Origin of the sequence: Microcoleus sp. N9_B4 (assembly GCF_036701635.1) — a bacterium.
Taxonomy (GTDB): Bacteria; Cyanobacteriota; Cyanobacteriia; order Cyanobacteriales; family Microcoleaceae; genus Microcoleus.
This window is the reverse complement of sequence record NZ_JAUBRC010000038.1, coordinates 1-22,609: the sequence shown is the minus strand read 5'-3', so window position 1 is coordinate 22,609 and position 22,609 is coordinate 1. Positions and strand designations below refer to the sequence as shown.

At 47.6% G+C, this 22,609-nt stretch carries 8 protein-coding genes and 1 pseudogene; 5 read left to right on the top strand and 4 right to left on the bottom strand.

Annotation, left to right across the window (positions count from 1 at the left end):
• Window positions 1–37: 37 nt before the first annotated feature.
• The 3 genes from QUA43_RS22490 to QUA43_RS22480 form a co-directional block, all read right to left on the bottom strand.
• On the bottom strand, window positions 38–1,243 hold the full coding sequence (locus QUA43_RS22490; protein ID WP_333376646.1) for a hybrid sensor histidine kinase/response regulator: 1,206 nt from the start codon (window positions 1,241–1,243) through the stop codon (window positions 38–40).
• A 265-nt stretch (window positions 1,244–1,508) separates the two neighbouring features.
• Window positions 1,509–8,000, bottom strand: coding sequence for a PAS domain S-box protein (locus QUA43_RS22485; protein ID WP_333376644.1), 6,492 nt, complete (start codon window positions 7,998–8,000; stop codon window positions 1,509–1,511).
• A gap of 451 nt (window positions 8,001–8,451) precedes the next feature.
• Window positions 8,452–8,637, bottom strand: coding sequence for a hypothetical protein (locus QUA43_RS22480; RefSeq protein WP_333376642.1), 186 nt, complete (start codon window positions 8,635–8,637; stop codon window positions 8,452–8,454).
• Between the two features lie 251 nt (window positions 8,638–8,888).
• Between QUA43_RS22480 and ppsA the strand changes: the two genes are divergently transcribed.
• The 3 genes from ppsA to QUA43_RS22465 all read left to right on the top strand — a co-directional run bounded on the left by ppsA (window position 8,889) and on the right by QUA43_RS22465 (window position 20,394).
• Window positions 8,889–11,366: a phosphoenolpyruvate synthase gene (gene ppsA / locus QUA43_RS22475; protein WP_333376640.1), complete on the top strand. Its 2,478-nt coding sequence runs from the start codon at window positions 8,889–8,891 to the stop codon at window positions 11,364–11,366.
• 447 nt (window positions 11,367–11,813) lie between these two features.
• Window positions 11,814–12,134 (top strand): DUF6464 family protein, encoded by a 321-nt coding sequence (locus tag QUA43_RS22470; protein ID WP_333376638.1) that lies wholly within the window; start codon window positions 11,814–11,816, stop codon window positions 12,132–12,134.
• Between the two features lie 1,519 nt (window positions 12,135–13,653).
• Window positions 13,654–20,394: a DUF4347 domain-containing protein gene (locus tag QUA43_RS22465; RefSeq protein ID WP_333376636.1), complete on the top strand. Its 6,741-nt coding sequence runs from the start codon at window positions 13,654–13,656 to the stop codon at window positions 20,392–20,394.
• 48 nt (window positions 20,395–20,442) lie between these two features.
• Here the strand turns inward: QUA43_RS22465 and QUA43_RS22460 are convergent, their stop codons facing one another.
• On the bottom strand, window positions 20,443–21,000 hold the full coding sequence (locus tag QUA43_RS22460; RefSeq protein ID WP_333376635.1) for an NUDIX hydrolase: 558 nt from the start codon (window positions 20,998–21,000) through the stop codon (window positions 20,443–20,445).
• A gap of 90 nt (window positions 21,001–21,090) precedes the next feature.
• Here QUA43_RS22460 and QUA43_RS22455 point away from each other — a divergent pair, with 90 nt between their 5' ends.
• On the top strand, window positions 21,091–22,416 hold the full coding sequence (locus tag QUA43_RS22455) for an AMIN domain-containing protein (RefSeq protein ID WP_333376633.1): 1,326 nt from the start codon (window positions 21,091–21,093) through the stop codon (window positions 22,414–22,416).
• Window positions 22,413–22,609, top strand: a pseudogene (locus QUA43_RS22450) (hypothetical protein); the annotation flags it as partial. The gene QUA43_RS22455 and the pseudogene QUA43_RS22450, both read left to right, overlap by 4 nt.

Sequence of the window (22,609 nt, the reverse complement as noted above, 5' to 3'; positions counted from 1 at the left end):
TTGTCTAACCGGACACAATTTAACTCAGTTGAGTCGCTCAATTTGTCTGCGGTTTTGGCAGCACAACTGTAAATACGCTGCCTTGACCGACATTTGTGCTAATAGCAATCTCACCGTTAAAAGGTTTTAAAAGTTCAATACAAGTATAAAGTCCTAGACCAGTTCCTGTCGGTTCGCCTTCGGTTTTTTCCTCGCCTTTAGGGGGCTTGGATGTGTAAAAAGGGTCAAAAAGTTTTGACAAATCTTCAGATGATATGCCGCATCCCGTATCTGCAATATCCATGTATATGTTCGAGTCGTCTTGCCGAGTGACGATAGTTATTTCTCTGCTTTTCTTTTCCCACATAGCATCCATTGCATTATTGATTAAATTATAAAATACTTGAGAAAGATAGGAATAAATTAATGGAATACTGGCAATTTCTTCGTCATAAAAGTATTTTTTTCTAATTTTATTTTTAAAATACAGGTTGCCTTCCAATAGCTGAATTTCTCTCTGCACTAAATCGTTGATATTCACCGGGTGCAAATCTTGCTTTTGCTCGTTTCGGCTTTTCATCATCAGAGTATCCATGATCTGATTGATTTTTGTGACAGCTTGAAAAATATACTTGGTATAATTAAACAGAGAGTCTTCTTGAATTTGTGTGGCTTTTGTTTCAATCAAATCGACGCTAGTCTGGATCACTTGCAGCGGACTTTTGAGATTGTGAACCATTCCCTGGGTCAAACGTCCGATGATGGCTGTTTTTTCCTGGTTTATTAATTGCTTGGTTTTTTGTTCAACAAGTCTTTCCAGGTTTTGGTTGAGGTGGGCCAGTTCGAGGTTTTTTTCTTCGAGTTTTTTTTGCAAGCTGCGGATTGTTAAGTGGGTTTGAATCCGGCTCAAAACTTCTTCGTGCTGGAAAGGCTTAGTGATGTAGTCAACGGCTCCTGTCTGAAAGCCTTTTACTTTATCAGGCGTATCGGAAAGGGCGCTCATAAATATGATGGGAATATCTTGCGTTGACGGGTCTGCTTTCAAACGTCGGCAAGTTTCAAAACCGTCAATTCCTGGCATCATGATATCCAAAAGAATCAAGTCTGGATGGATGTAGTCAATTTGCTCGATCGCACTTTCGCCGTCTAGAGCCACTAATACTTTAAACCCGTAATTCCTTAACAACTCGAAAAGTACGTCAAGATTTGTTTGGTTGTCATCGACAATTAGTATGATGCTTCTTTCTGAATTCTTATCGTTCATATTCAAGGGAAATATTCAAATTTTTGAGTTTTGAGTTGTAGTTTGCGAGTTTAAATCGGGTTCAAGTGATTTTCTGCGGCTCTAGAAATCCGGTTGCTTCCTAGATGCCTTTATTTGCAATCACTCTTTTCTTTTGTAAGCGGGTTCTCCTGCCACCCCACAAGAAATTCAGTCTCTGTGGAAAAAGCCGGAAAGCCTGTTGCTGACAATGGTACAAGATCAGAGATTTAACTGATTTTGAGTTGTCTGTTAGCTACCGCCAATTTTAGGACAAATGTTGCTTCAAAAAATCTCGAATTTGCTTGAGCTGAAATCCTTTAGCAAGTTGGCGCAGGTGATGAACGAAAGGCACTAATTTCGGATCAGAATTTTCTAGTTTAGCAGTTTCTTCTAGAATAGCTTCAATATCCCCCATTGCAGCAAATCTTAACATTGCCAGCACTGACTCTGAGGCAGGAGAAACCATCGTTGAGTCAGCAGCAGCAATCTCAGAGGATGCTTTTGCAGTTTGAGCTTTCCGCTTTTTGGTTTTTGATCTTTCTTCGTAAACCCATTCTAGTCTCAAATGCAGGCGCAATAATTCTAAAAGCTCATTAGTTTGAATCGGCTTGGTGAGAAAATTATCGCAACCTGCAAGTATGCTCTCTTGCTTGGTAGTCTCGTAAACGTTAGCGGACAAAGCAAGGATAACCGTATTTTTTAATTCCGGCAACTGTCGCAGCCGCCTGGTAGCTTCCCAACCGTTCATTACGGGCATCAGCAAATCCATTAAAATTATATCCGGTAGAAATTCCTGTGCTTTATGCAAGCAGTCTTCACCGTCTGTAGCTTGTGCAATTTCAAAGCCCAAACGAGAAAGCAGCCTGTGCAGCATGGCACGATTTACTTCGTGATCGTCCACGATTAGCACTTTCCGCTGCGAGCCGGTAAAACCGACAAGCCGCCTTTTTTCTTGCCGGGAGGGGAGCTTAGAACACTGGGCGACTGCTGGCAAGTCTAGATCCAACCAAAATATGCTGCCTTTGCCGGAGGTACTTTGGACGCGAATTTGGCTGCCCATCATTTTGACTAATTTTTGGCTGATGGAAAGTCCCAGTCCCGTGCCTTCGACGAAATTGTTATGATCGCCCACTTGATGAAAAGGCAAAAATATTTCTTCTAATTTATTCTGAGAAATGCCAATGCCCGTATCTTCGATTTGAAAGCGAATTTTAGGGGTAGGGGATCGGCCGCTATTTTCTGCTGTTATCACCTCCCCCAATTCTGTTGTTCCCAGTGGCGGGCTCGACATTTGCTGCGCGTCTAAAATCGCGGTCAAATTTATCGTTTGAGTGGCAATTTCCGCTGTCAAACTAGAATTTTCGCAGTTGGTTTGAGGATAATTATCGGGAAAATTTTCTGCATAACCGACTTTGAATGTAACGCTGCCGCTGTTCGTAAACTTGACGGCATTACTGAGCAAATTAATCAAAACTTGACGCAACCTTTTTTCGTCTGCTAAAATACCGTCTGGCAGCGCTGACACCTGCTCGTAATTAAAGGCAATTCCTTTTTGAGCCGATCGCATCTGGAACAAATCACTAATACTTTTAACAAAGCTGGAAAAATGCACGTTTGTCAGCGACAGTTCCATTTTACTAGCTTCGATTTTTGAGAGGTCTAAAACATCATTAATCAGCATCAGCAGGTGGTTGCCACACTGGTGAATGTTGTTAAGACTTTCCTGTTGATCTGTGGTCAGGTTTTTATCGACTTTGAGCAGTTGAATGTATCCCAAAATTCCGTTCAAAGGCGTCCGCAATTCGTGGCTCATGTTAGCGAGAAAGTCGCTTTTAGCGCGGTTGGCGGATTCGGCGGCTTCTTTAGCTAATTGCAGGGCGGCTTCTGCAAGTTTGCGATCGGCAATTTCGGTTTGTGCTTGTTCAAATAGCATTGATTGCTGAATGGCGATCGCCAACTGCACCCCCAATTGTTTTAGGCACTCTCCCTCCAATTGCTGCCAGGAACGCGGGCCCGTGCAGTGGTGAGCAATTAACAGCCCCCACAAGTTTTCGCCTTGCAAAATCGGCACTACCAGATTCGCTCTCACATCAAGCCGAGTCAACAAAGCCAAGTGGCACTCGGCCAGGCCGGCATTGTGAACATCTTCTATGGCTCTAATTCTAGCGTCTTGGTAAAGAGGCACGTAGGCTGCCCCGAAACAGGGGTCATAAATTTCCATTCCTACAATTGGTCGGACATTTTCGGCAACCGACTCGACAGCGATAAATCCGCTCCAATCCGGATTGAATTGGTAAATAATAGTGCGATCTACTTGCAAAAAATGCCGCACTTCTTCGACACTTTTGGTAAGAATTTCTTCCAGATTTAGAGAAGATCTAATGCGTTCCAGCATGGCTACTGCCAACTGTTCGCGTTTTAATTTTTGCCGCAAAATCAGTTCTGATTCTTTGCGTTTTGTGATGTCGGTAATTACTCCTATTAAGCCGATGTAATTTCCATTAACATCTTGAATACTGTCGGCTCGCACCAGAGCAGTTACTGCTTCACCGCTTTTAGTTTGCAGCGCAACTTCACCACACCAAGAGCAACCTTGGCGAAGGCTTTTATAGATTTGTTTGTAATTTTTATGCCGGACGTAAAGCGCTGCTATATCGCCAATATCATTTAGTTCATCAACTGTGTAGCCGTAGCGCTGAATGAAGGCTTGATTGTGGTAAATAGACCGCCCTTTCAAGTCGGCGATCACGATCGCGTCGCTGGTACTTTCGACGGCTTGAGTGACCTGCAGTAAAGCTAATTCTGCTGCTTTGCGATCGCTAATATCCGTCATCGAACCCACCATCCGCAGAGGGTTTCCGGCTTCGTCCCATACTGCTTGAGCGCGGGCGAGTACCCACTTATAGCTGCCGTCTTGGCACTGCAAGCGGTATTCGGCGGCGTAATTCGGGATTTGGCGATCGAGATAACCTTGGATCGCTGCTTGCACTCGTGAGCGATCGTCTGGATGGATGCGATCGATCCATGCGCTGTTGCTGCTTTCCATTTCGCCGTCTGCGTAACCGATAATTTCTTGCCAGCGGGCCGATCGAAAAGCTTCATTTGTTTGAAGATTCAGATCCCAAATTCCGTCTTGATTGCCTTTGAGAACTAACTGCCAGCGTTCTTCGCTTTTACGCAATTCTTCTTCGGCTTGTTTGCGCTGAATGTGATCGCCCAACTGAGTCGCTACAGCCTTGACCAACTCTACTATACGCGGTTCCATAATCGAGCGGTCGCGCTTGCAGAATACTAAAACTGCCAGCACCTTTGAACTAGCGTTAATCGGCACTCCGAAACAAGCTTTCAATCCGACTGATGCCGCCATTTGCGATCGGGCAAAAAGATGATTTGTGGCTAGAGAAATATCTTCAATCCATTCTACCTTTCTCGTTGACCAAATGCGTCCAGGTACTGCCACTCCGGCGGCGAATCTAATTTTTTTACTTTCGCGCCCGAACCTATCTAAATCGCGATCGCTAGCGTACCAAGTTTCGCTGTGTTCCAAAAAAGTACCATTAGCAGTCGGTATCCAAGCTTCCGCAAAATTCCAGCCGATCGCATTGCACAGCAACCGCAGGATATCTGGGAGGGCACTCTGAAAATCGGCCGACTGACTAATGGCTTGAGTTGCTGCCAGCAACAGCTTTATTTCATCTTCTACTTGCTTACTTTCTGTAATATCAGTTCCCGTACCGAGAATTTGTTTTAACTTACCGTCTGCTGTTTTCGCAAATACAGTATCTCGGCTGACCATCCAGCGCCAAGAACCATCCTTGTGCCTAATTCGGTATTCAATTTCAAAGATATCCCCTTCGCTGCCTGTTTCGACTTGCTGTAAATAATCAGGCATTTTGATTGAATCTTCGGGGTGGATTAAAGTTGACATCATCCACGGCCCGAGTGCCTGGACCTCCTCTAATGTATAGCCTAGAATGTGGTATATAGAAGCGTTTGCATAGATATTTTTTTGTTCTATTAAGTCGTAAACATACAACATATTAGGACTTGCCCCGGCAATTTGTTGAGTTAACCGCTGGCTTTCTCGTAGTGCTGCTTCGGTTTGTTTTCTTTGGGAAATATCACGAACAATGCAAATGATTTCCCCGTCGGGCAGCATTGTCAGGGAGACATCTATAGGGATTTTCGAGCCGTCGCGGCGGCATCCTACTGTTTCGGTGTTGTAACAACCTTTCTGCACTAAAGCCGGCACAACTTCTTGCTCAAATCTTGGCAATTCTGAACTTTCGTAGAAGACTGTCCAATTTTTTCCTAACAGTTCTTCGACAGAGTCGTAACCGTAGATTTTTAGTCGGGCTGCGTTGCAATAAATCACGTCTCCGCCGGCATCGAGTATGGCGATACCTTCGGAAGCCGCTGCCATTGCTGCTGCTTGCCTCTGGAGTACAGACTCGGATCGTTTGCGTTGAGTGATGTCGCGGACGATCGCGATAATTTCGTCATCCGTGCAGAAAACAATTCTCGCTTCAAAATCGTACAGTTCATCATTAAATGACATTTGATATTCTACAACTTGAATCTCGTCGGTGTCGATCGCTTTTTGGTTGGCCGACAAGATTTTTTCAACAAAAGTAGCCGGTAATATGTCTTGTGCTTTTTTGCCAATTACTGTTTTTTGATGTAGGAGATTCTGGAAATCTTTGGCTGGTTTGAAGTCTACAAAAGTGCCGTCCGCCCGACAGCGAAATATCATGTCTGGTATCGCATTTAAAAGAGCGCGATTAGTGGCTTCGCTTTTCCGCAATTCAGCTTCAGCTTGCTTGTTCAATGTAATGTCACGAGCCACTGCATAAATTAAACCTTCTTCTGCAAACGGCGATGCTGTCCACGACAGCCATTTATAAGTACCATCTTGGCAAAGATAGCGGTTTTCTAAGCTAATAACGGGGTGGCTTTTTTTAAGTTTTTCTAATTCCGCTACAGTAATTTCTAGGTCTTCTGGATGGACTAATTCTATCAAAGGTTTGGCTAAGATTTCATCACTGCTATAACCTAATACATTTGACCAAGCGGGGTTTAAGCGTTTGAAATAGCCATCAAAACCTGCAATGCAAAGTAAATCCAGCGAGAGATTAAAAAATCGATCGCGGTCTTGCTGGGTTTGTTTTAATTCCGTAACATCCATCACCAAACCGTCCCAAACTATATCGCCGTTTGCTTGCCTTTCTGGCTTCGACGCGCCTTGCAGCCATTTCACTCTATCTCCCATAACTTGCCGCCACTGGTGTTGCCAAGCTTGCTGAGTCGCCGCTGAAGTTGCGATCGAGCGCTGTAAGCCTGAGATATCGTCTGGGTGAACTGTTGCAAAAGCCAAAGTGGCATTTTCTTCTATTTGTTCTGGTTCTAAATTGTAGATCTGCCAACTGCCAGAAGAAACGTAAGTAAAAGATATTTTGCCATCTACATAAAGCCGATATTGATAAATCATTCCCGGCACGTTGTCGGTCATTATTTGAAATCGAGCTTCGCTTTCCTGTAACGCAATTTGCTGGCGCTTGTAGTCAGTCACATCTCGCATTGTTCCGACCAACATTTTACGACCATCGGCGTTGTTAAAAACTGTTTTTTTAGTAGATATAATGCGTTCTTTGCCGCCGGCATCGGTAAAAACTTCTTCTGTTTCCTGAGCAAGACTTCTTTGCAATACTTGCTCGTCTTGTTGCCAAAAAAAAGTCGCTTGTGCTGGGGGTAAAAAATCGTATCCTGACTTGCCAATTAGTTCCGATCGCCTTTTTCCTATCAAATTGCAAAAAGCATCGTTTAAAACGAGCCATCTCTGCTGCTCATCTTTAACAAAAATCGGGTCAGGAGTAGAATTAATCGTGTGATTTAAAAACTCTTCTGATGCTTTTAATTGAGCTTCGTAACGGTAGCGATCGCTCACATCCAAGACTACTTTAATCAGGTGGTCGATCGAGCCGTCTCGGGCGCGAATACAGCGCAGGGAAACTCTAGTATAAACTGTTTTTTGGTCTTTTCTGCGCCACCTTTGATCTAAAACATAGCCTTCACTCTCCCCTGCCAAAATTTTATTTAACTGCTCTAAACTTGCCTGCAAGTCTTCAGGAAAACCCCACCTCTCCCAATTCTCGTGCAAAAAATCTTGGCGATCGTATCCCAGCAAATCACACAAAGCATCGTTTACTTCCAACCACTCGTATTTTTCTGGGGCTGAGGGGGAAAGCGGAGGAGCAAGAATGGCAATTCCGACGAGAGAATTCTCGACTACCGAGCGATATTTTTCTTCACTTTTTCGCAAAGCTTCTTGGTTGTGCTGTCGCTCGACTGCGTAGCGGAGCGATCTAATTAACACTTCGCTGTCAATTTTTCGCTTGACTAGATAATCCTGAGCTCCGGCTTGAATTGACTGCACGGCAAGTTCTTCATCGTTGCGGGCAGTCAGTACGACAATCGGAGTATTTAGGCTGTATTCTTGTATTTTGACAATTGTACTTAGGTCTTGGCTGTCGGGCAGCGAAAGGTCTAGTAAAATCACATCAAAATGTTCACCGACCAAAAGTTCCTGCGCTTTGCTGAGACGGTCTGTACAACTTACTGATAGCCTTTGGGGTTCGGCTCTGCTGACATTTGTTTCTAATAATAATTCTTCAATCAGATCGGCTTCTGCTTGATTGTCTTCGACCAGAAGAACTTTAAAGCCGTTTCGCTTTGCGGGTGGGCTCAAAACTGATATCATATACCTTTTTTTTTGTCATAAGGCAGTCTCGGCAACTATTATAGCATATAAAGAATTGTATAGCCACAAATCCCGCCGTTCCCAGTTAAAAACTCTTTGGTTCAACAATTACAATACACTTTATCTCAGATGTTGAACGGTTCTCAAGAACGGGCTTTCCGGCCCATTTCACAAAGAGTAAATTTTCTTGGGAGGGGTTCTTCTAACCAGCCTTAAAAGCCTTATTGAAAATGGTACAATATCTGCTATCTATGCGACTGTGTTTTTCCTCTAAGTAGGCTGACGCAATCACAGGGAAAATTTTTAAGGTTTTTAGAAGCTGGGTGTCAGGAAGAAACTAAGCTGCTTAGTATTTTTTTGGGCGATCGCCCCTGTGACACGATTTTTGATTTTAGATTTAGTCCACAGATGAATCGGGGATGTGGAACTAGAATCTCCTATTTTGGGAGACTCACGACTCCAGTCGGAAAGTAAGTATCGGTTTTTGGCCGGGGTCAGCCGATCGCGCGATCGAACCCCACCCTTTGTTGTCCTTCAATTCCGCTAGCAACACCATCCAAGCGATATCCCCACACCAATGAGCGCTCAACGCCAAAAAAGCCGTGGGCACTATCTTAGCTATTCCTATATTTACCACTTCTTTTATAATACTTTACATAAACTCATTACTGCAATTTCTTTACGTTTTGCAATCAAATCAAATATCTCCACAGGCCTTGCTATTTAGCCAAAAAGTGATAATCTTGAAATAGAGGCAATCGAAAACTCGGTTGATACAGCCTAGGAAAAAATCAGAGAAGTTTGGTAGCCAAATTACAATTCCCAATAAACTGTCTTTTGTTTACTGTCCTTTGACCGAACTGAGATGAAGTTGAGAGGAAAAAAGCAATGATCGAAAATTTAGCAATTAATCAAAAACCCGGTTTAATTCCCAAAGAAAAAGCCTTAGTATTGTTGTTTGATGAAGTCGGCATCGCCGACATCCCATTAGTAGGCGGTAAAAATGCTTCTTTGGGCGAAATGATTCAACAGTTAAGCCCCCAAGGAGTCAGAGTTCCCAACGGATTTGCAACTACAGCATACGCTTATCGGTACTTCATCCAGTCAGCGGGTTTAGAAGCTAAATTGCGCGAAATTTTTGCCGATTTAGACGTAGAAGATCTGCAGAACCTGCGACAAAAAGGCAAGCAAGCGCGGGCACTGATTCTCGACACACCATTTCCGCGAGAACTCCAAGCGGCGATCGCGGATGCTTACGAAAAATTGTGCGATCGCTACGGCGACAGTACAGACGTAGCAGTACGTTCCTCAGCCACCGCCGAAGACTTACCCGACGCCAGTTTCGCGGGACAGCAAGAAACCTACCTCAACGTCCAAGCTTGCGCTGGCGTCCTCGAATGCTGTCACAAATGCTTTGCTTCCATATTCACAGATCGCGCAATTTCCTACCGCCAACAGCGGGGTTTCGACCACTTTGAAGTCGCCCTATCAGTCGGTGTCCAAAAAATGGTGCGATCGGACTTAGCATCCTCCGGCGTCATGTTCAGCATCGACACCGAAACCGGATTCAAAAACGCCGTATTAGTCACCGCCGCCTACGGATTAGGCGAAAATGTCGTCCAAGGAACCGTCAACCCCGACGAATACTTCGTCTTTAAACCAACATTAAAACAAGGTTTTCGCCCGATTTTAGACAAACGCCTCGGCAGCAAAACCCTCAAAATGGTGTACGATATCGGCGGTTCTAAATACACCAAAAACGTCTCCGTGATCGCCGCAGAAAAAAACAAATTTGCCATCCAAGATGATGAAATTCTGCAACTAGCCAAATGGGCCGTAGTCATCGAAGATCACTACTCTAAAGTGCGCGGGACGTACACTCCGATGGACATTGAGTGGGCAAAAGACGGCAATACCGGCGAATTGTTTATTGTCCAAGCGCGACCCGAAACAGTACAATCTCAAAAGTCTGCTAAAGTTTTGCGAAACTACAAATTGCAAGGTAGCAGTGCAATTTTAGCAAAAGGACGCGCCGTTGGCGAATCAATCGGACAAGGAAAAGCCCGCGTGATTTTAGATGTTCACAAAATCGCTGAATTTCAATCAGGAGAAGTTTTAGTTACCAACAAAACAGACCCGGATTGGGAACCGATTATGAAAAAAGCAAGTGCGATCGTCACCAATTCCGGCGGCCGCACTTGTCACGCCGCCATCATCGCCAGAGAAATGGGAATTCCCGCCATTGTCGGCACCGGCGACGCCACCCAAATCTTAAAAAACCATCAAGAAATCACTGTTTCTTGTTCCGAAGGAGACGAAGGCAAAGTTTATGCCGGTTTACTTCCTTTTGAAATTCAAGAAACTGCGATCGAGAATTTACCCCGCACCCGCACTCAAATTTTAATGAATGTCGGGAACCCAGAAGAAGCCTTTGGTTTATCAGCAATTCCTTGCGACGGCGTAGGCTTAGCGCGGTTGGAATTCATCATTGCCAATCACATTAAAGCACACCCGCTGGCACTGATTCATTTTGACGAATTGGTGGATGAATCAGTCAAGGAAGAGATTGCCGACCTGACAGCACTTTACCAACACAAACCCGATTTCTTCACCGACAAACTAGCCCACGGAATTGCCACAATTGCCGCCGCATTTTATCCAAATCCAGTTATCGTGCGGATGAGCGATTTCAAGAGCAACGAATATGCTAATCTTCTGGGAGGGCGGCAGTTTGAACCCAAAGAAGAAAACCCGATGATCGGGTGGCGCGGCGCCTCTCGGTATTATGACCCAAATTACCGCGAAGCTTACGCTTTGGAATGCAAAGCATTAAAGCGAGTTCGCGACGAAATGGGCTTGACAAATGTGATTCCAATGATTCCATTTTGTCGCACCCCGGATGAAGGGCGAAAAGTGTTAGCCGAAATGGCCAAACACGGTTTAGTTAAGGGCGAGAACGGCTTGCAAGTGTATGTGATGTGCGAATTGCCGAGCAATGTCATATTTGCTGACGAATTCGCCCAAGTTTTTGACGGATTCTCGATCGGCTCTAACGATTTAACTCAGCTAACATTAGGATTAGACCGGGATTCTGCTTTAGTCGCGCACATTTTTGACGAACGGAATGAAGCTGTCAAGCGAATGGTAGCAATTGCCATTAAAGCCGCCAAGAAGTACGATCGCAAGATTGGGATTTGCGGTCAAGCGCCCAGCGATTATCCTGAGTTTGCTCGTTTCTTGGTTGAGTTGGGAATTGATTCGATTAGTTTGAATCCCGATTCGGTTTTGAAGACTTTGTTAGATGTTGCTAAGGTGGAAGGTGCGGGTTCGTTGATGGATTTAGCGGGGGATATTGCTAAGGTTTAACCGTTTTGGTTTTGGAGAGCAACCGGTTTCTCAAACAATACCTGCCCCATGTTCTGGCTTCGTTGTTTTTGAACTCGACCCGGTTTCTCATATCTAGTCTGGCAAAATAACCGATCTCGCGTTTGTAGTGATGAATCCAAGTCCTCTAATTTTTATCAGGACTTCCATTCGTCACTACAAACCTATTTTAGTGGGGGTAATTGAGCAGACATAATATCACACCATACCTGCGTCTCTGGCTTGGTTGGCCCTTGCGATGCGCTTTAGCAAGAAAGCGGCACCAAGAACGATCGCCCTCCTCAGCCACCAGCTAACGGTTAATACAGGGGCAGCTAGTTTGAGACTTGATCGGGAACTTTTCTGATTTAAAACCGTCTCTTTGGGGAGGATTTTTTGTTGCCGATCGCCTAAATTAAAACAAATATTCTCCACATAAGCTCTGAAAATGTGCTAACTGCTCTCCTGATTATTTTCATAGGTTTAGCTCCGTCGCTGCTATCTTTGTGGGTGATGCGCTCTGCCCAGAGCCAAGCCCGCGACAGAATTGCAGCGGCCAGACTTGCGGTAGCGAATACACCCATGCGAACTCAACTACCAACGGCCGATCGCACTTACATACAAAGCCTCGGTTATGCGATCGGCGATATCACTTGCGAGTATAACGCCCGCTCTCATTACATTCGCTGCGCTGTCAATCCTTCTGGGCCCTGTCAAGATTGTCGGTACTACCAAGTCAGAACTCTTGACGTTCGCGGTGAAAAGATATAGCTTATATTGGTGCTTGTATCTACGTCTATTTGCGGATGTAATAATCAATGAGTTAATATATACTTAAGTGTAAGGATTATTGTTAAAGCTGGTTTTGGACGACCCACGCCCAAACTCAGCAGTTACAACCTAATCGAGCATTATTGCTTGGTTACAGTGCTTGGTTACAGTTGCCATAACACGCGAATTGTGTTGGGTGTTTTTCTAGTTGAGGACTTACGATCAGAAACAAAGTTTAGATAATAAATTTTGGTTGGGTGGCGAGAAATCTAGGCATAAATCCGGTTTCTAGTCTCCTGGGCGTAAGTCCTGCAGTTAAGAAAATTAGCCTAGCCAACAAAAATCGTAAGTAGCTGAGGCGCAAATCTGCCAATCAGTTTCTCCAAAACATCATGAAACATTCTGCACGAAACATTGTCGCGAGCAATTATCTTAAACAGACACCAGCTCGAAGACTCTAAGTTGACAGTTTGAGAAGTTGCTTATGGGCTGCACTAATCTGTTTTTGCGATCGTAGCGAAACAGTCTCAAACCTAGATTGCTATCTCCAGACTCCAAGTCATGAATTTTTAAGACGCTTCGTCGATACAGGGTATGCCGATTTCAATTGAATCTCATATGTTGCACCATTTTCAAGAATAGGCTTTCCGGCCTGTTCCACAACAAGTGAATTTTCTTATGGGCGGGGCAGGAGAACCCCCCCATAGAAGGGTTATTGAGAATGGTACAAGATCTCAGTTGAATAACACTTCGGGCACGGCCGCCATAATTATGTCACGGCTATCACTTTCTAATTAATGTGTGGTTGCTATTGTGAACAGGGCTTGCACACCAAAACCAAAGAAACCGAGTTGTTTACCGGGAGCGAGGGCTGCAAAGAAGTCTTTTCGTCCCTCAAACCAGGTTTATACGTCTAGAAATAGTGAATTTTCTCTGCAAATTAAAGTGCATTAGACGATATACAGAAAACCTCATCAAGTAAATTTTTGAGACATCGTGTTCTTATCTACTGCGCGATGTAAGAGATAGGCGTGTAACAGATACACTCGCTAACAGAAAAGAAAAAAGCCGAAGGCAAAATATCACCCGATAGAGAGCTTACTGGGATTTAAACACCAAATCCTCAATTCTTTTGCCGGCGATATTTGCAATGCTATCAAATGTCAATATAGCACTGCTTTGTGCTGAGTAAAATTCGCTCTTTGCTCTTGATCCAAGTCAAGCAGCAGAGCCTCTTACTCTGCAATTAAACCTTTTCAAGAGGTGATAATGATCATCTATAAATAAGTACATCATCTACAATCCGTGAGACAATTTCACCATGCAAAGCATCTGCAACAAACCAATTTTTATCACCCCAAAAAGAGGTTACTCCACCGCAAGGATTGCGGGTACAAAATCCCGAACAACAGCAACTTATCATCATAAAAAAACAATAAAACAAGTAAAAACAGAGGAGTGTTTCCTGTCCCAGAAACTCCGGGGCGGCACAAGAATTGGGCATCCCCACAGAGAATTTTTGCGAGCAACCGTAGGGGAAAACCCTCCGTGGTTGCCCCCTCGGACTATAAAAAATTTACTGTTCCTCGATGCCAGAGTAGAGAACTGCGACAGCTTGGCAAGAGGAGCAACAGCCGATACAGAGGTATTTGTACTGGACTCGACGCGGGATGGAGTCGAGCAAATTACTAGAATTTTGGCGGTTTGCAGCGATTTAGAAAGCCTTCAGATAGTTTCTCACGGTCGAGAAGCTCTGGTGCAGCTAGGGTCGATCGAACTCTGCAACGACAACTTACAAACCTACAGCCATTTGTTACAGCAGTGGGGAAAAGCCCTCAGCGAGAGAGGAGATATCTTGTTATTCGGGTGCAGCGTCGCAGCGGGGGAAAGCGGCGAGGCCTTCGTGCGGCGGCTGAGCTTGATGGTCGGTGCAGATATTGCTGCTTCCGACAACTTGACGGGGAGTGCGGCACTCGGCGGCGACTGGGAATTAAAATTTGCGACAGGGGAAATAAAAGCGAGAATCGCCATTGAAAAAGAAGTGATCGAAGCCTACCCTTACGCCCTCGGCACATTAGTTAACGAAACTTTCAAAAACTCCACAGTTAGGGGGCCTTGGATTTACGGGGGAAACAACGGGGCACTGTTCAATCCCAGCAGCGGGGTTCCAGCAGCCCAACAACTTATCCCCGGCATTACCGGAGGCACTGTATCCGGCGTACTTCCGGCTTTGGGCGGGGCAAGTCCCGGCGAGGGCGCTCTGCTATTAACTCCAGCAGTAAACCTTCGGGAAGCCTTCGTCATCTACAACAACCCCATTCCTTCAACCGACGGTATCAGAGTCCAGTTTGATTTTTATTCTTACGGTTCAAACCAGCAATTTGAGCCTCCGCAACCCTTTATTAGCCCTCAGCCAGGGGACGGGCTGGGTTTTTTCTTGATTGACGGCACTGTTAGCCCAACAAGGACAGGGGGTTATGGCGGTTCTCTTGCTTACGCTCCACGAACGAATATACCCGGCATTGAGGGAGGTTATTTAGGCATTGGGCTTGACGAGTTTGGCAATTTTTCAACATCCACAGAAGGGCGCTCCGGCCCGGAGCCACCTCCGATTCCCGGCTCCTCTATTGGTTCTTTCAGACCTGATTCAGTAACTCTTAGAGGAAATCAAGCAGACGGTTATCCGTTTTTAACAAATGCGATCGTTCCCTTCGGCATCGATAACATTCCTACGAGTATTAACTTTATCGGCCCTCCCGGCACCACTTTTAACTTCAGCAATACGTTCACGAGCGATCGCAATTTAGCCAAAAGATCCGTTCAAATTACGCTGAATCCATCTAACGATCCGGTGGAACCCTCTCGCCTCACCGTTGCCTTCGATGAAAATTTCGACGATATCTACGAAACTACATTGATCGACATCCCCAACTTAGCAACCGAAAACGGCCCAGTACCGCCAATTTTCAAATTTGGTTTTGGCAGTTCCACAGGAGGCGCCAACAACATTCACGAACTTCAAAACCTGGTAGTTGAAACTATCAATCCTCCCAGTATCGCCGCTGAGGTTGCCACTATTAAGACCGGCCCGCAGTTCGTCAAGTCCGAAGGCAGCATTACCTACACGATTACTACTGTAAACAGGGGGCCAGCGCCTGCTACAAATGTTCTGATTCAAGACGAAATACCTTTAGAACTGCTGCTTCCGGGCGGATTGCCGCCGGATCTGATTGCCTCCAACAACGGCACTTACGTGAACCAAACGAAAGCTGTCACCTGGCCGTTAATTCCGGTTCTCAATGCGGGTGAGACTCTGACTTACACCCTGACTATTGATTTGCCGCCCGGTTTAACCAGCGGTAGCAGTTTTGCCAACGTTGCATTCAGCACTAGCTCAACTTTCGACCCCGACCTCAGCAACAACAGCGGTATACTCGCGCCAGGGCAAATCGAGGGGCCTGGTGTAGTCTCTACCACAGTTGTTGATACAGTCGCGGATTTAGTTACTACCAAAAGTGGCCCTGTGACTACCTCAGCCGGGTCAAGCGTCGCCTACACGCTGACCACGACTAACAGGGGACCCGACCCCGCGGCCGATGTGACCATCACTGACAGCATTATTCCGGGTTTAACAGAAGTCAGCGTATCGGACGGCGGCACTTACGACCGAGTTTCGGGCATTGTCACCTTCCCAGCACTGACAGCGCTGGCAAATGCGGCTACTGCGACCCACACCGTCAGTTTCAGTGCCCCAGCCACCCTTACTGCCATCAGCAACACGGCTCGGAGCAGTTCGGCGACTTTCGATCCGATCGTCACTAACAACAACGGCCGGGCGACCAACAAAGACGGCACTCCCACTAACTCTACGGTTACGACAAGTATTGCGCCCAACGCGGATCTTGTTACCACGAAAACGGGATCTACGAGTGCTAACGCCGGTAGTTCGGTCAGCTATTCGATCGCCACAGTCAACTTAGGGCCGAGCCCTGCAGAAGCTGTAACCATCACTGACAGCATAGTTCCGGGGTTAACCGGAGTCACGGCATCTAACGGTGGCGTTTACGATCCAGTAACCGGCATTGTCACCTTCGCGCCCGTGGCAATAGCCAACGCGGAGACAGTCACCCGGACGATCGGCTTCACAGTACCGCCCACCCTAACTTCCATCAGCAACACGGCCAGAAGTACCTCCATCACTCCCGACTCCACTCCGGCCAACAACAACGGTACAAACCTCAACGCCACCGTTATTACCTTGATCGATGCTGTGGCCGATGTTGTCACCCAAAAAACGGCTCCGGCCACCATCAAGGCGGGCGACACGCTACTTTATACAATTACTACTACCAACAACGGGCCGAGTCCTGCGACCAATGTAGTCATTACCGACAGCCTGATTCCCGGCTTAACTAATGTCAGCGTGTCCGATGGCGGAACCTACAATCGGGCCACAGGGGCGATCGAGTTCCCAGCGATCGCGACTTTAGCCAGCGGCAGCAACCAGAGCCGCACCATCAGCTTTGTACCGCCGCCTACTCTGACGAGCATCACGAATATTGTATTGAGTCGATCGTCCACTTTTGACCCGGACTTAACCAACAACGACGGCTCGACAGTCGCAGTGCCCGGTCAGGCGGGGGGTAGAGTCATTACCTCGATCGATGCAGCCCGCGCCGACCTGGTTACCACCAAGAGCGGTCTCACATCTGCTCCTGGTGGTAGTTCCGTGACTTATACTATAACTACTGCCAACAATGGGCCGAATGCTGCTGAAAACGTAGTGATTACAGACAGCATCATTCCCGGTTTAACGGGAGTCAGCGCATCCGATAACGGCACTTACGACCCCGTGACAGGGGTTGTCACCTTCCCAACAATTCCCAGTTTGACTAGCGGCAGCAACATCAACCGCGAGGTAACATTAGTCGTTCCAGCGACGGGCACTATTAGCAATACTTCCCAGAGTCGATCGACCACTTTTGACCCCCAACCCAGCAATAACAACGGTTCCGAGTCCAGAGCCACTGTCACCACCGCCATTTTACTCGCGCAGCCAACACCCAACAAGCTTCCATCAGCCGACAGCCGCAATGTGGCGATCGGGCCCAACAGCGTTGTCCAAATTAGCGGGCTCGGAGGCAGAGACTCAGACGGCACAGTGGTTACATTCACCATCAGCACCCTGCCGCCGGCAAATCAAGGCGTCCTGTTTTTGGGCGACCCCGCAACGGGGGGAGTCGCCGTCACGGCAGGTCAAACCCTGACAGCCGAGCAAATTACGCAGTTATTCTTCCAGTCGGTCGGCAATTTCACAGGAGCTAATTTTACCTACAGCAGCAAGGACAATCTCGGTGGCAGCAGTCCTGCCGCCACAGTTTCTCTGGTGTCGCTGGCGTTCAACTACCCGCCGGTACCCACAAACTTCAGCAAGACACTGGCGCCAAACAGCACCGTCAACCTTACAGGGCTGACGGCCAAAGACCCCGACGACTCGATCGAATTCTTCACTATCAACACCCTGCCGGGGGCAAATCAAGGCGTCCTGTTCTTGGGCGACCCCAGCCAGGGAATCAGGATCACGGCAGGCCAAAGACTGAGCACAACTCAAATCAGCCAGTTATTCTTCCAAGCAACCAGCGAATTCGCAGCCACAAACTTTACCTACAGCGCCACAGACCGCCGCAGCGCCATCAGTCCAGCCCCCGCTACAGCCTCCCTGCTAGCACTATTACCTCCCACCGACCAGCCACCCGTCGCCAACAACTCCAGCCTTGCTGTGTTGCTGGGAACAACCGTGAACATCCCTGGACTCGGAGGAACCGACCCAGACGGCACGGTGGTTTCCTTTACCGTAAACACCTTGCCACCAGCCAATGAAGGCACGCTGTTCTTGGGCGACCCCAGCCAGGGAGTGCGGGTCACGGCAGGTCAAACCCTGACAGCCGAGCAAATTACCCAGTTGTTCTTCCAGGCATCTGACAATTTCATAGGGGCAAATTTCACCTACAGCGCTACAGATAACCTCGGCGCCACCAGTGCGGCAGTCGCCACTGTCTCTCTCATTCCCCTTAAGGAACCGACACCACCAACACCGTCACCAACTCCAACACCCGTGCCGACACCACCAACACCGGCACCAACTCCAACACCCGTGCCGACACCACCAACACCGGCACCAACTCCAACACCCGTGCCAACACCACCAACACCGGCACCAACTCCAACACCGACCCCCGCAGCGGAACCAGCCCCGACGCCCATACCCGGGCCAACACCAACACCCGCGCCGGAACCAACACCAACACCCGCGCCGGAACCAACACCAACACCCGCGCCGGAACCAACTCCCACACCCGCGCCGGAACCAACACCAACACCAGCCCCGGAACCAACACCACCAACACCAACACCACCAACACCAACACCAGCCCCGGAACCAACACCAACACCAGCCCCGGAACCAACCCCCATATTCAACCCAGTACCCGAACCCGATACCAGTTGCGGTTGCGACCCCCTGCCCTTGTTGCCGAATATCACATTTATCCCCCCCCAGCCATCGCCCATACTCAACTTCGACTCCAACGCCGCCCAACTCATCGACATCCAAAACACCAGCATCGGCACTCCCGGAAACGATTCCCTAACAGGAAACGACACCAACCAACTATTTCTTTCCAAAGGTGGCGACGACACAGTATTAGGTGAAGGCGGCAGCGATCTCATCTTCGGCGAACAACAGCCAGACTTCATCGCAGCAGGACTCGACAACGACATCATTTACGCAGGCATTGACAACGATGTAGTATTTGGCGGCAAAGACAACGATCGCATTTTTGGTGATCGCAACTCCGACACATTGTACGGCGATCGCGGTGCCGACACCATAGTCGGCGACAACGGCAACAACATCGACTTAACCGACAACGACGGCGACCTGATTTTTGGCGGCGCTTCAGGCGACGCCATTTCAGGCAACCAAGGTTCGGACACCATTTTCTCCGGCAAAGCTGGCGACATCGCCTATGGTGGCATCGACAACGACCTGATTTGGGGTGACAAAGGCCCCGATACCCTTGGAGGCGACAACGGAGACGACTCTGTGTTTGGTGGCGTACTCAACTCCCTAGACAGCGACCCCGACGGCTTCGATTTGCTGTTGGGAGGTGATGGCAACGACTTACTTCACGGCCAAGAACAAGACGACACCTTGCTGGGTGGCAACGGCCGGGATGTGGTGTTTGCAGGCAAAGGGGGCGATCGAATTTTCGGCGAAACTGACTCGGATACTCTCTACGGCAATCAAGGTTCCGACACCATAATCGGCGACTACGGCACTGCAGCCGGTAGCACAATTGCGACATCTGAAGGCGACTTAATTTTCGGCAACGACACGGGCGATATCATCGGCGGTGGCAGCGGTAACGATAGCATTTTTGCCGGCAAAGGTAATGACTTAGTTTACGGTGGCAAAGATCATGACCTGATTTGGGGCGAACTCGGTGCCGATACCATTGTCGGAGACGAGGGAGACGATTCGCTTTATGGTGGCTTGCAAAACGAGTTAGTGTCCGATGTGGATGGCCGCGATTTGCTATTTGGGGGAGATGGCAATGACTTCCTCAACGGTGGTGAGAGTTCCGATTCTTTGAGTGGGGGTTTTGGTAACGATACCCTTCGTGGAGGCAAAGATGATGATTTAGTACAGGGAGATGCGGGCGATGATTTGATCTACGGCGATGATGGCAGCGATATTTTGTGTGGCGATGAAGGTAACGATACCATTAGTGGCGATCGCGGGCAAAATGAGCGAGGCGCTGTGGGTGAGGACGGTCAGCAAGACTGTATTAATGGTGGTAGTGGCGATGACTTGTTATACGGCAATGAAGGTCAAGATACTCTCAACGGTGAGGAGGGTAATGACACTATTTACGGCGGGAAAGATAACGATATTCTCAATGGGGGTGCAGGGGATGACTGGCTGTTTGGCGATGGGGGAGATGATACTTTGATTGGGGGTATTGGCAATGATCGCTTTGTGTTAAGCGCTAATAGCGGTATCGATACTGTACTCAATTTTTCCGTAGGAACTGATAAGTTTGTGATCGCTGGTGGTTTGAGTTTTGAGGCTTTGCAAATTAACTCGACGGTGAATGGCACATTGCTACAAGTTGCGGGGACTGGGGAGGTTTTGGCTCAGGTTTTTGGGGCCGATCATCCTATTACTTCTCGGGATTTTCTCACTCTTTCTTTTTAAGACAAGCCTCACAAAAAACAGCGTGTAGGGTTCCATTCACACAGCACCTTACCGCTGTTTATTCAAAAATTCTAACCCTAAAAAAATAGCTGCGATGCTTCCTGCTACAGAAATTTCTCGGTTTTTTATTTTCAAAATTACTTCAGCAATAGGGACTAAAACTACTTCAATATCTTCTGTAACATCTAATTGTATTTGGCGGGCAAGCATGACATCTTTAGCAAAGTAGAGGTAGATAGAATTGGTATCTTTTACGGGGTTATCATATAAGGTTGCTAGTTCCAAAATTTCTTCAGCAACATATCCCGTTTCTTCGGCAAGTTCTCGGGCTGCTGCCGATTTCCCACTCTCTTCAGCAGGGTTGAAAGATCCAGCAGGCAGTTCCAGCAAAATTTCGCCTACTCCGTGCCTGTATTGCCGCACTAATACAAGTTCTTGCTGCTCTGTCGTGGCAAATACGAGGGCGATATTGGGTCGGACATTAACAAAAAAGTCGTCTATAATTTGTCCGCTTGGCAATTCTATTTCATCTTGTCTAACCTGACACCACTTGTTGGTAAGAACGAAGCGCGATCGCAATAATTTCCATTTAGTTAAATTTTTCATATCGCCATAATGCTAAACTTTCAGCGTCATCCGAAGGCAAAATTTTCCCATCCATAATCTATTTCAGATCGAAAATTTCACCCAGCCGCCATGCCATACAAAAAATTACTCACCAGATTTGAGGAAGACTTACAAAAATTGACTGTTAATTCTCTAGCACCCGGATTGTTTGCGATCGAGTCACTGAGTCTGAGTCTAGCAGTCGTCGCCGCAGTTGCAGCAGTGCCCGCAACACTGGAACGAGCAAATGCTTCTACAGTCACAAGTTGGAAATTCGATCCCGCGACAAATCAGCTAGAAATTACTCTCCCAGAGGGAACAACCCCCACATATTCTCTACTCAACCCGTCTCAGATTGCTGTGGATTTGCCCAATACTGAGATCGGGGTAGATGCAACTCAGCTATACCCACAAGGTAGAGTGCGTTCTGTGGGAGTGAGTCAACTTCAACCGGGAACGGCGAGAATTCTGGTCAATTTGGCTCCTGGAGTCGGTTTCAGCGCAGGGCAAGTTCAATTCCAAAGAATTGGGGTAGAAAATCGCTGGGTGTTGCGTCCTTCGATCGAACCGACTCGAATTATGGCAACTCCCGAAACTCAACCCCGGTCTGCAATACAAGTACCGCAAAACCAGCCACCGACAGATTCCAGGTCAATTAGTGCCCCAGAGGTCGATCGACCTGAGCCTCCTACTTCCCTGAATCCAGCTACAAATTCTTCGCAGCAGCCAACTCCAAATGACCAAATCCGGCCGCTAAGAGTGCCTTTAGTCAATGTTCGCCTTGACGAACGCCGTGGGGTACAAGCTGCTGCTCTACCCCGCCTAGACCCTCAAATAACGGCTGCTGCACCCCAACAGCGGACGCTTACTTTTGGTGAACCGCTTCCTCGCGGACGATCGAATGCTCCTTTGCAGGCTGCGGCTGGGGCGAATGTCTTGTTGCCGGCGGGCACGGAACTCAGTTTGCTCTACCCCGGCGATCGGGCTTTGCGGCTGCAAGCGAAGCCCAGCCGAGAGGAAGTGCTGTTGCTGCAAGGGGGAATTTTCGACAGTCGCGGTAATACGATCGTACCTGCTAATACGCCGGTCATAGGTCGGTTTGAAACAACGAACCTCGGCAGTCGATATGTGGTCGAAGCTATTAGTCTCAACGGCCGCAATATCCCTCTCTTCGCTCGCTCGGAGCCCGTGGGAGGCCGACGGCCTCAGCCTTCCGATCGCAGTTTGTTGCGAAATACTGGTATTGGTGGCTTAGCTTTGTTCTTGCTGAGCGGCTTTTCTGGTATCGGTTTGTTGGCGGGAGCAGCCGCTGGTGTTGCTACAACTTACGTCGCTACTCCTCAACCTGCTACGATTCAACCCGGCCAAATTTTCCAAGTTCAGTTAACGGAAGATTTCCCGCAGTTTGGTTTTTGAAGGAAGAGGGAAGTTCGGCAACGGATTTTGTAACGGATGTAACGGATGTAACGGATGTAACAGATGTAACGGATGTCAGGAAGAAGGAAGAGGGAAGAAGGAAGAGGGAAGAAGGAAGAGGGAAGAAGGAAGAAGGAAGAAGGAAGAAGGAAGAAGGAAGAAGGAAGAAGGAAGAAGGAAGAAGGAAGAAGGA

Excerpts from the sequence above, each read along its gene's own strand:
- QUA43_RS22460 (WP_333376635.1), bottom strand. The coding sequence starts at position 21,000 with ATGAAAAATTTAACTAAATGGAAATTATTGCGATCGCGCTTCGTTCTT.
- QUA43_RS22490 (WP_333376646.1), bottom strand. The coding sequence starts at position 1,243 with ATGAACGATAAGAATTCAGAAAGAAGCATCATACTAATTGTCGATGAC.
- QUA43_RS22485 (WP_333376644.1), bottom strand. The coding sequence starts at position 8,000 with ATGATATCAGTTTTGAGCCCACCCGCAAAGCGAAACGGCTTTAAAGTT.
- ppsA (WP_333376640.1), top strand. The coding sequence starts at position 8,889 with ATGATCGAAAATTTAGCAATTAATCAAAAACCCGGTTTAATTCCCAAA.
- QUA43_RS22455 (WP_333376633.1), top strand. The coding sequence starts at position 21,091 with ATGCCATACAAAAAATTACTCACCAGATTTGAGGAAGACTTACAAAAA.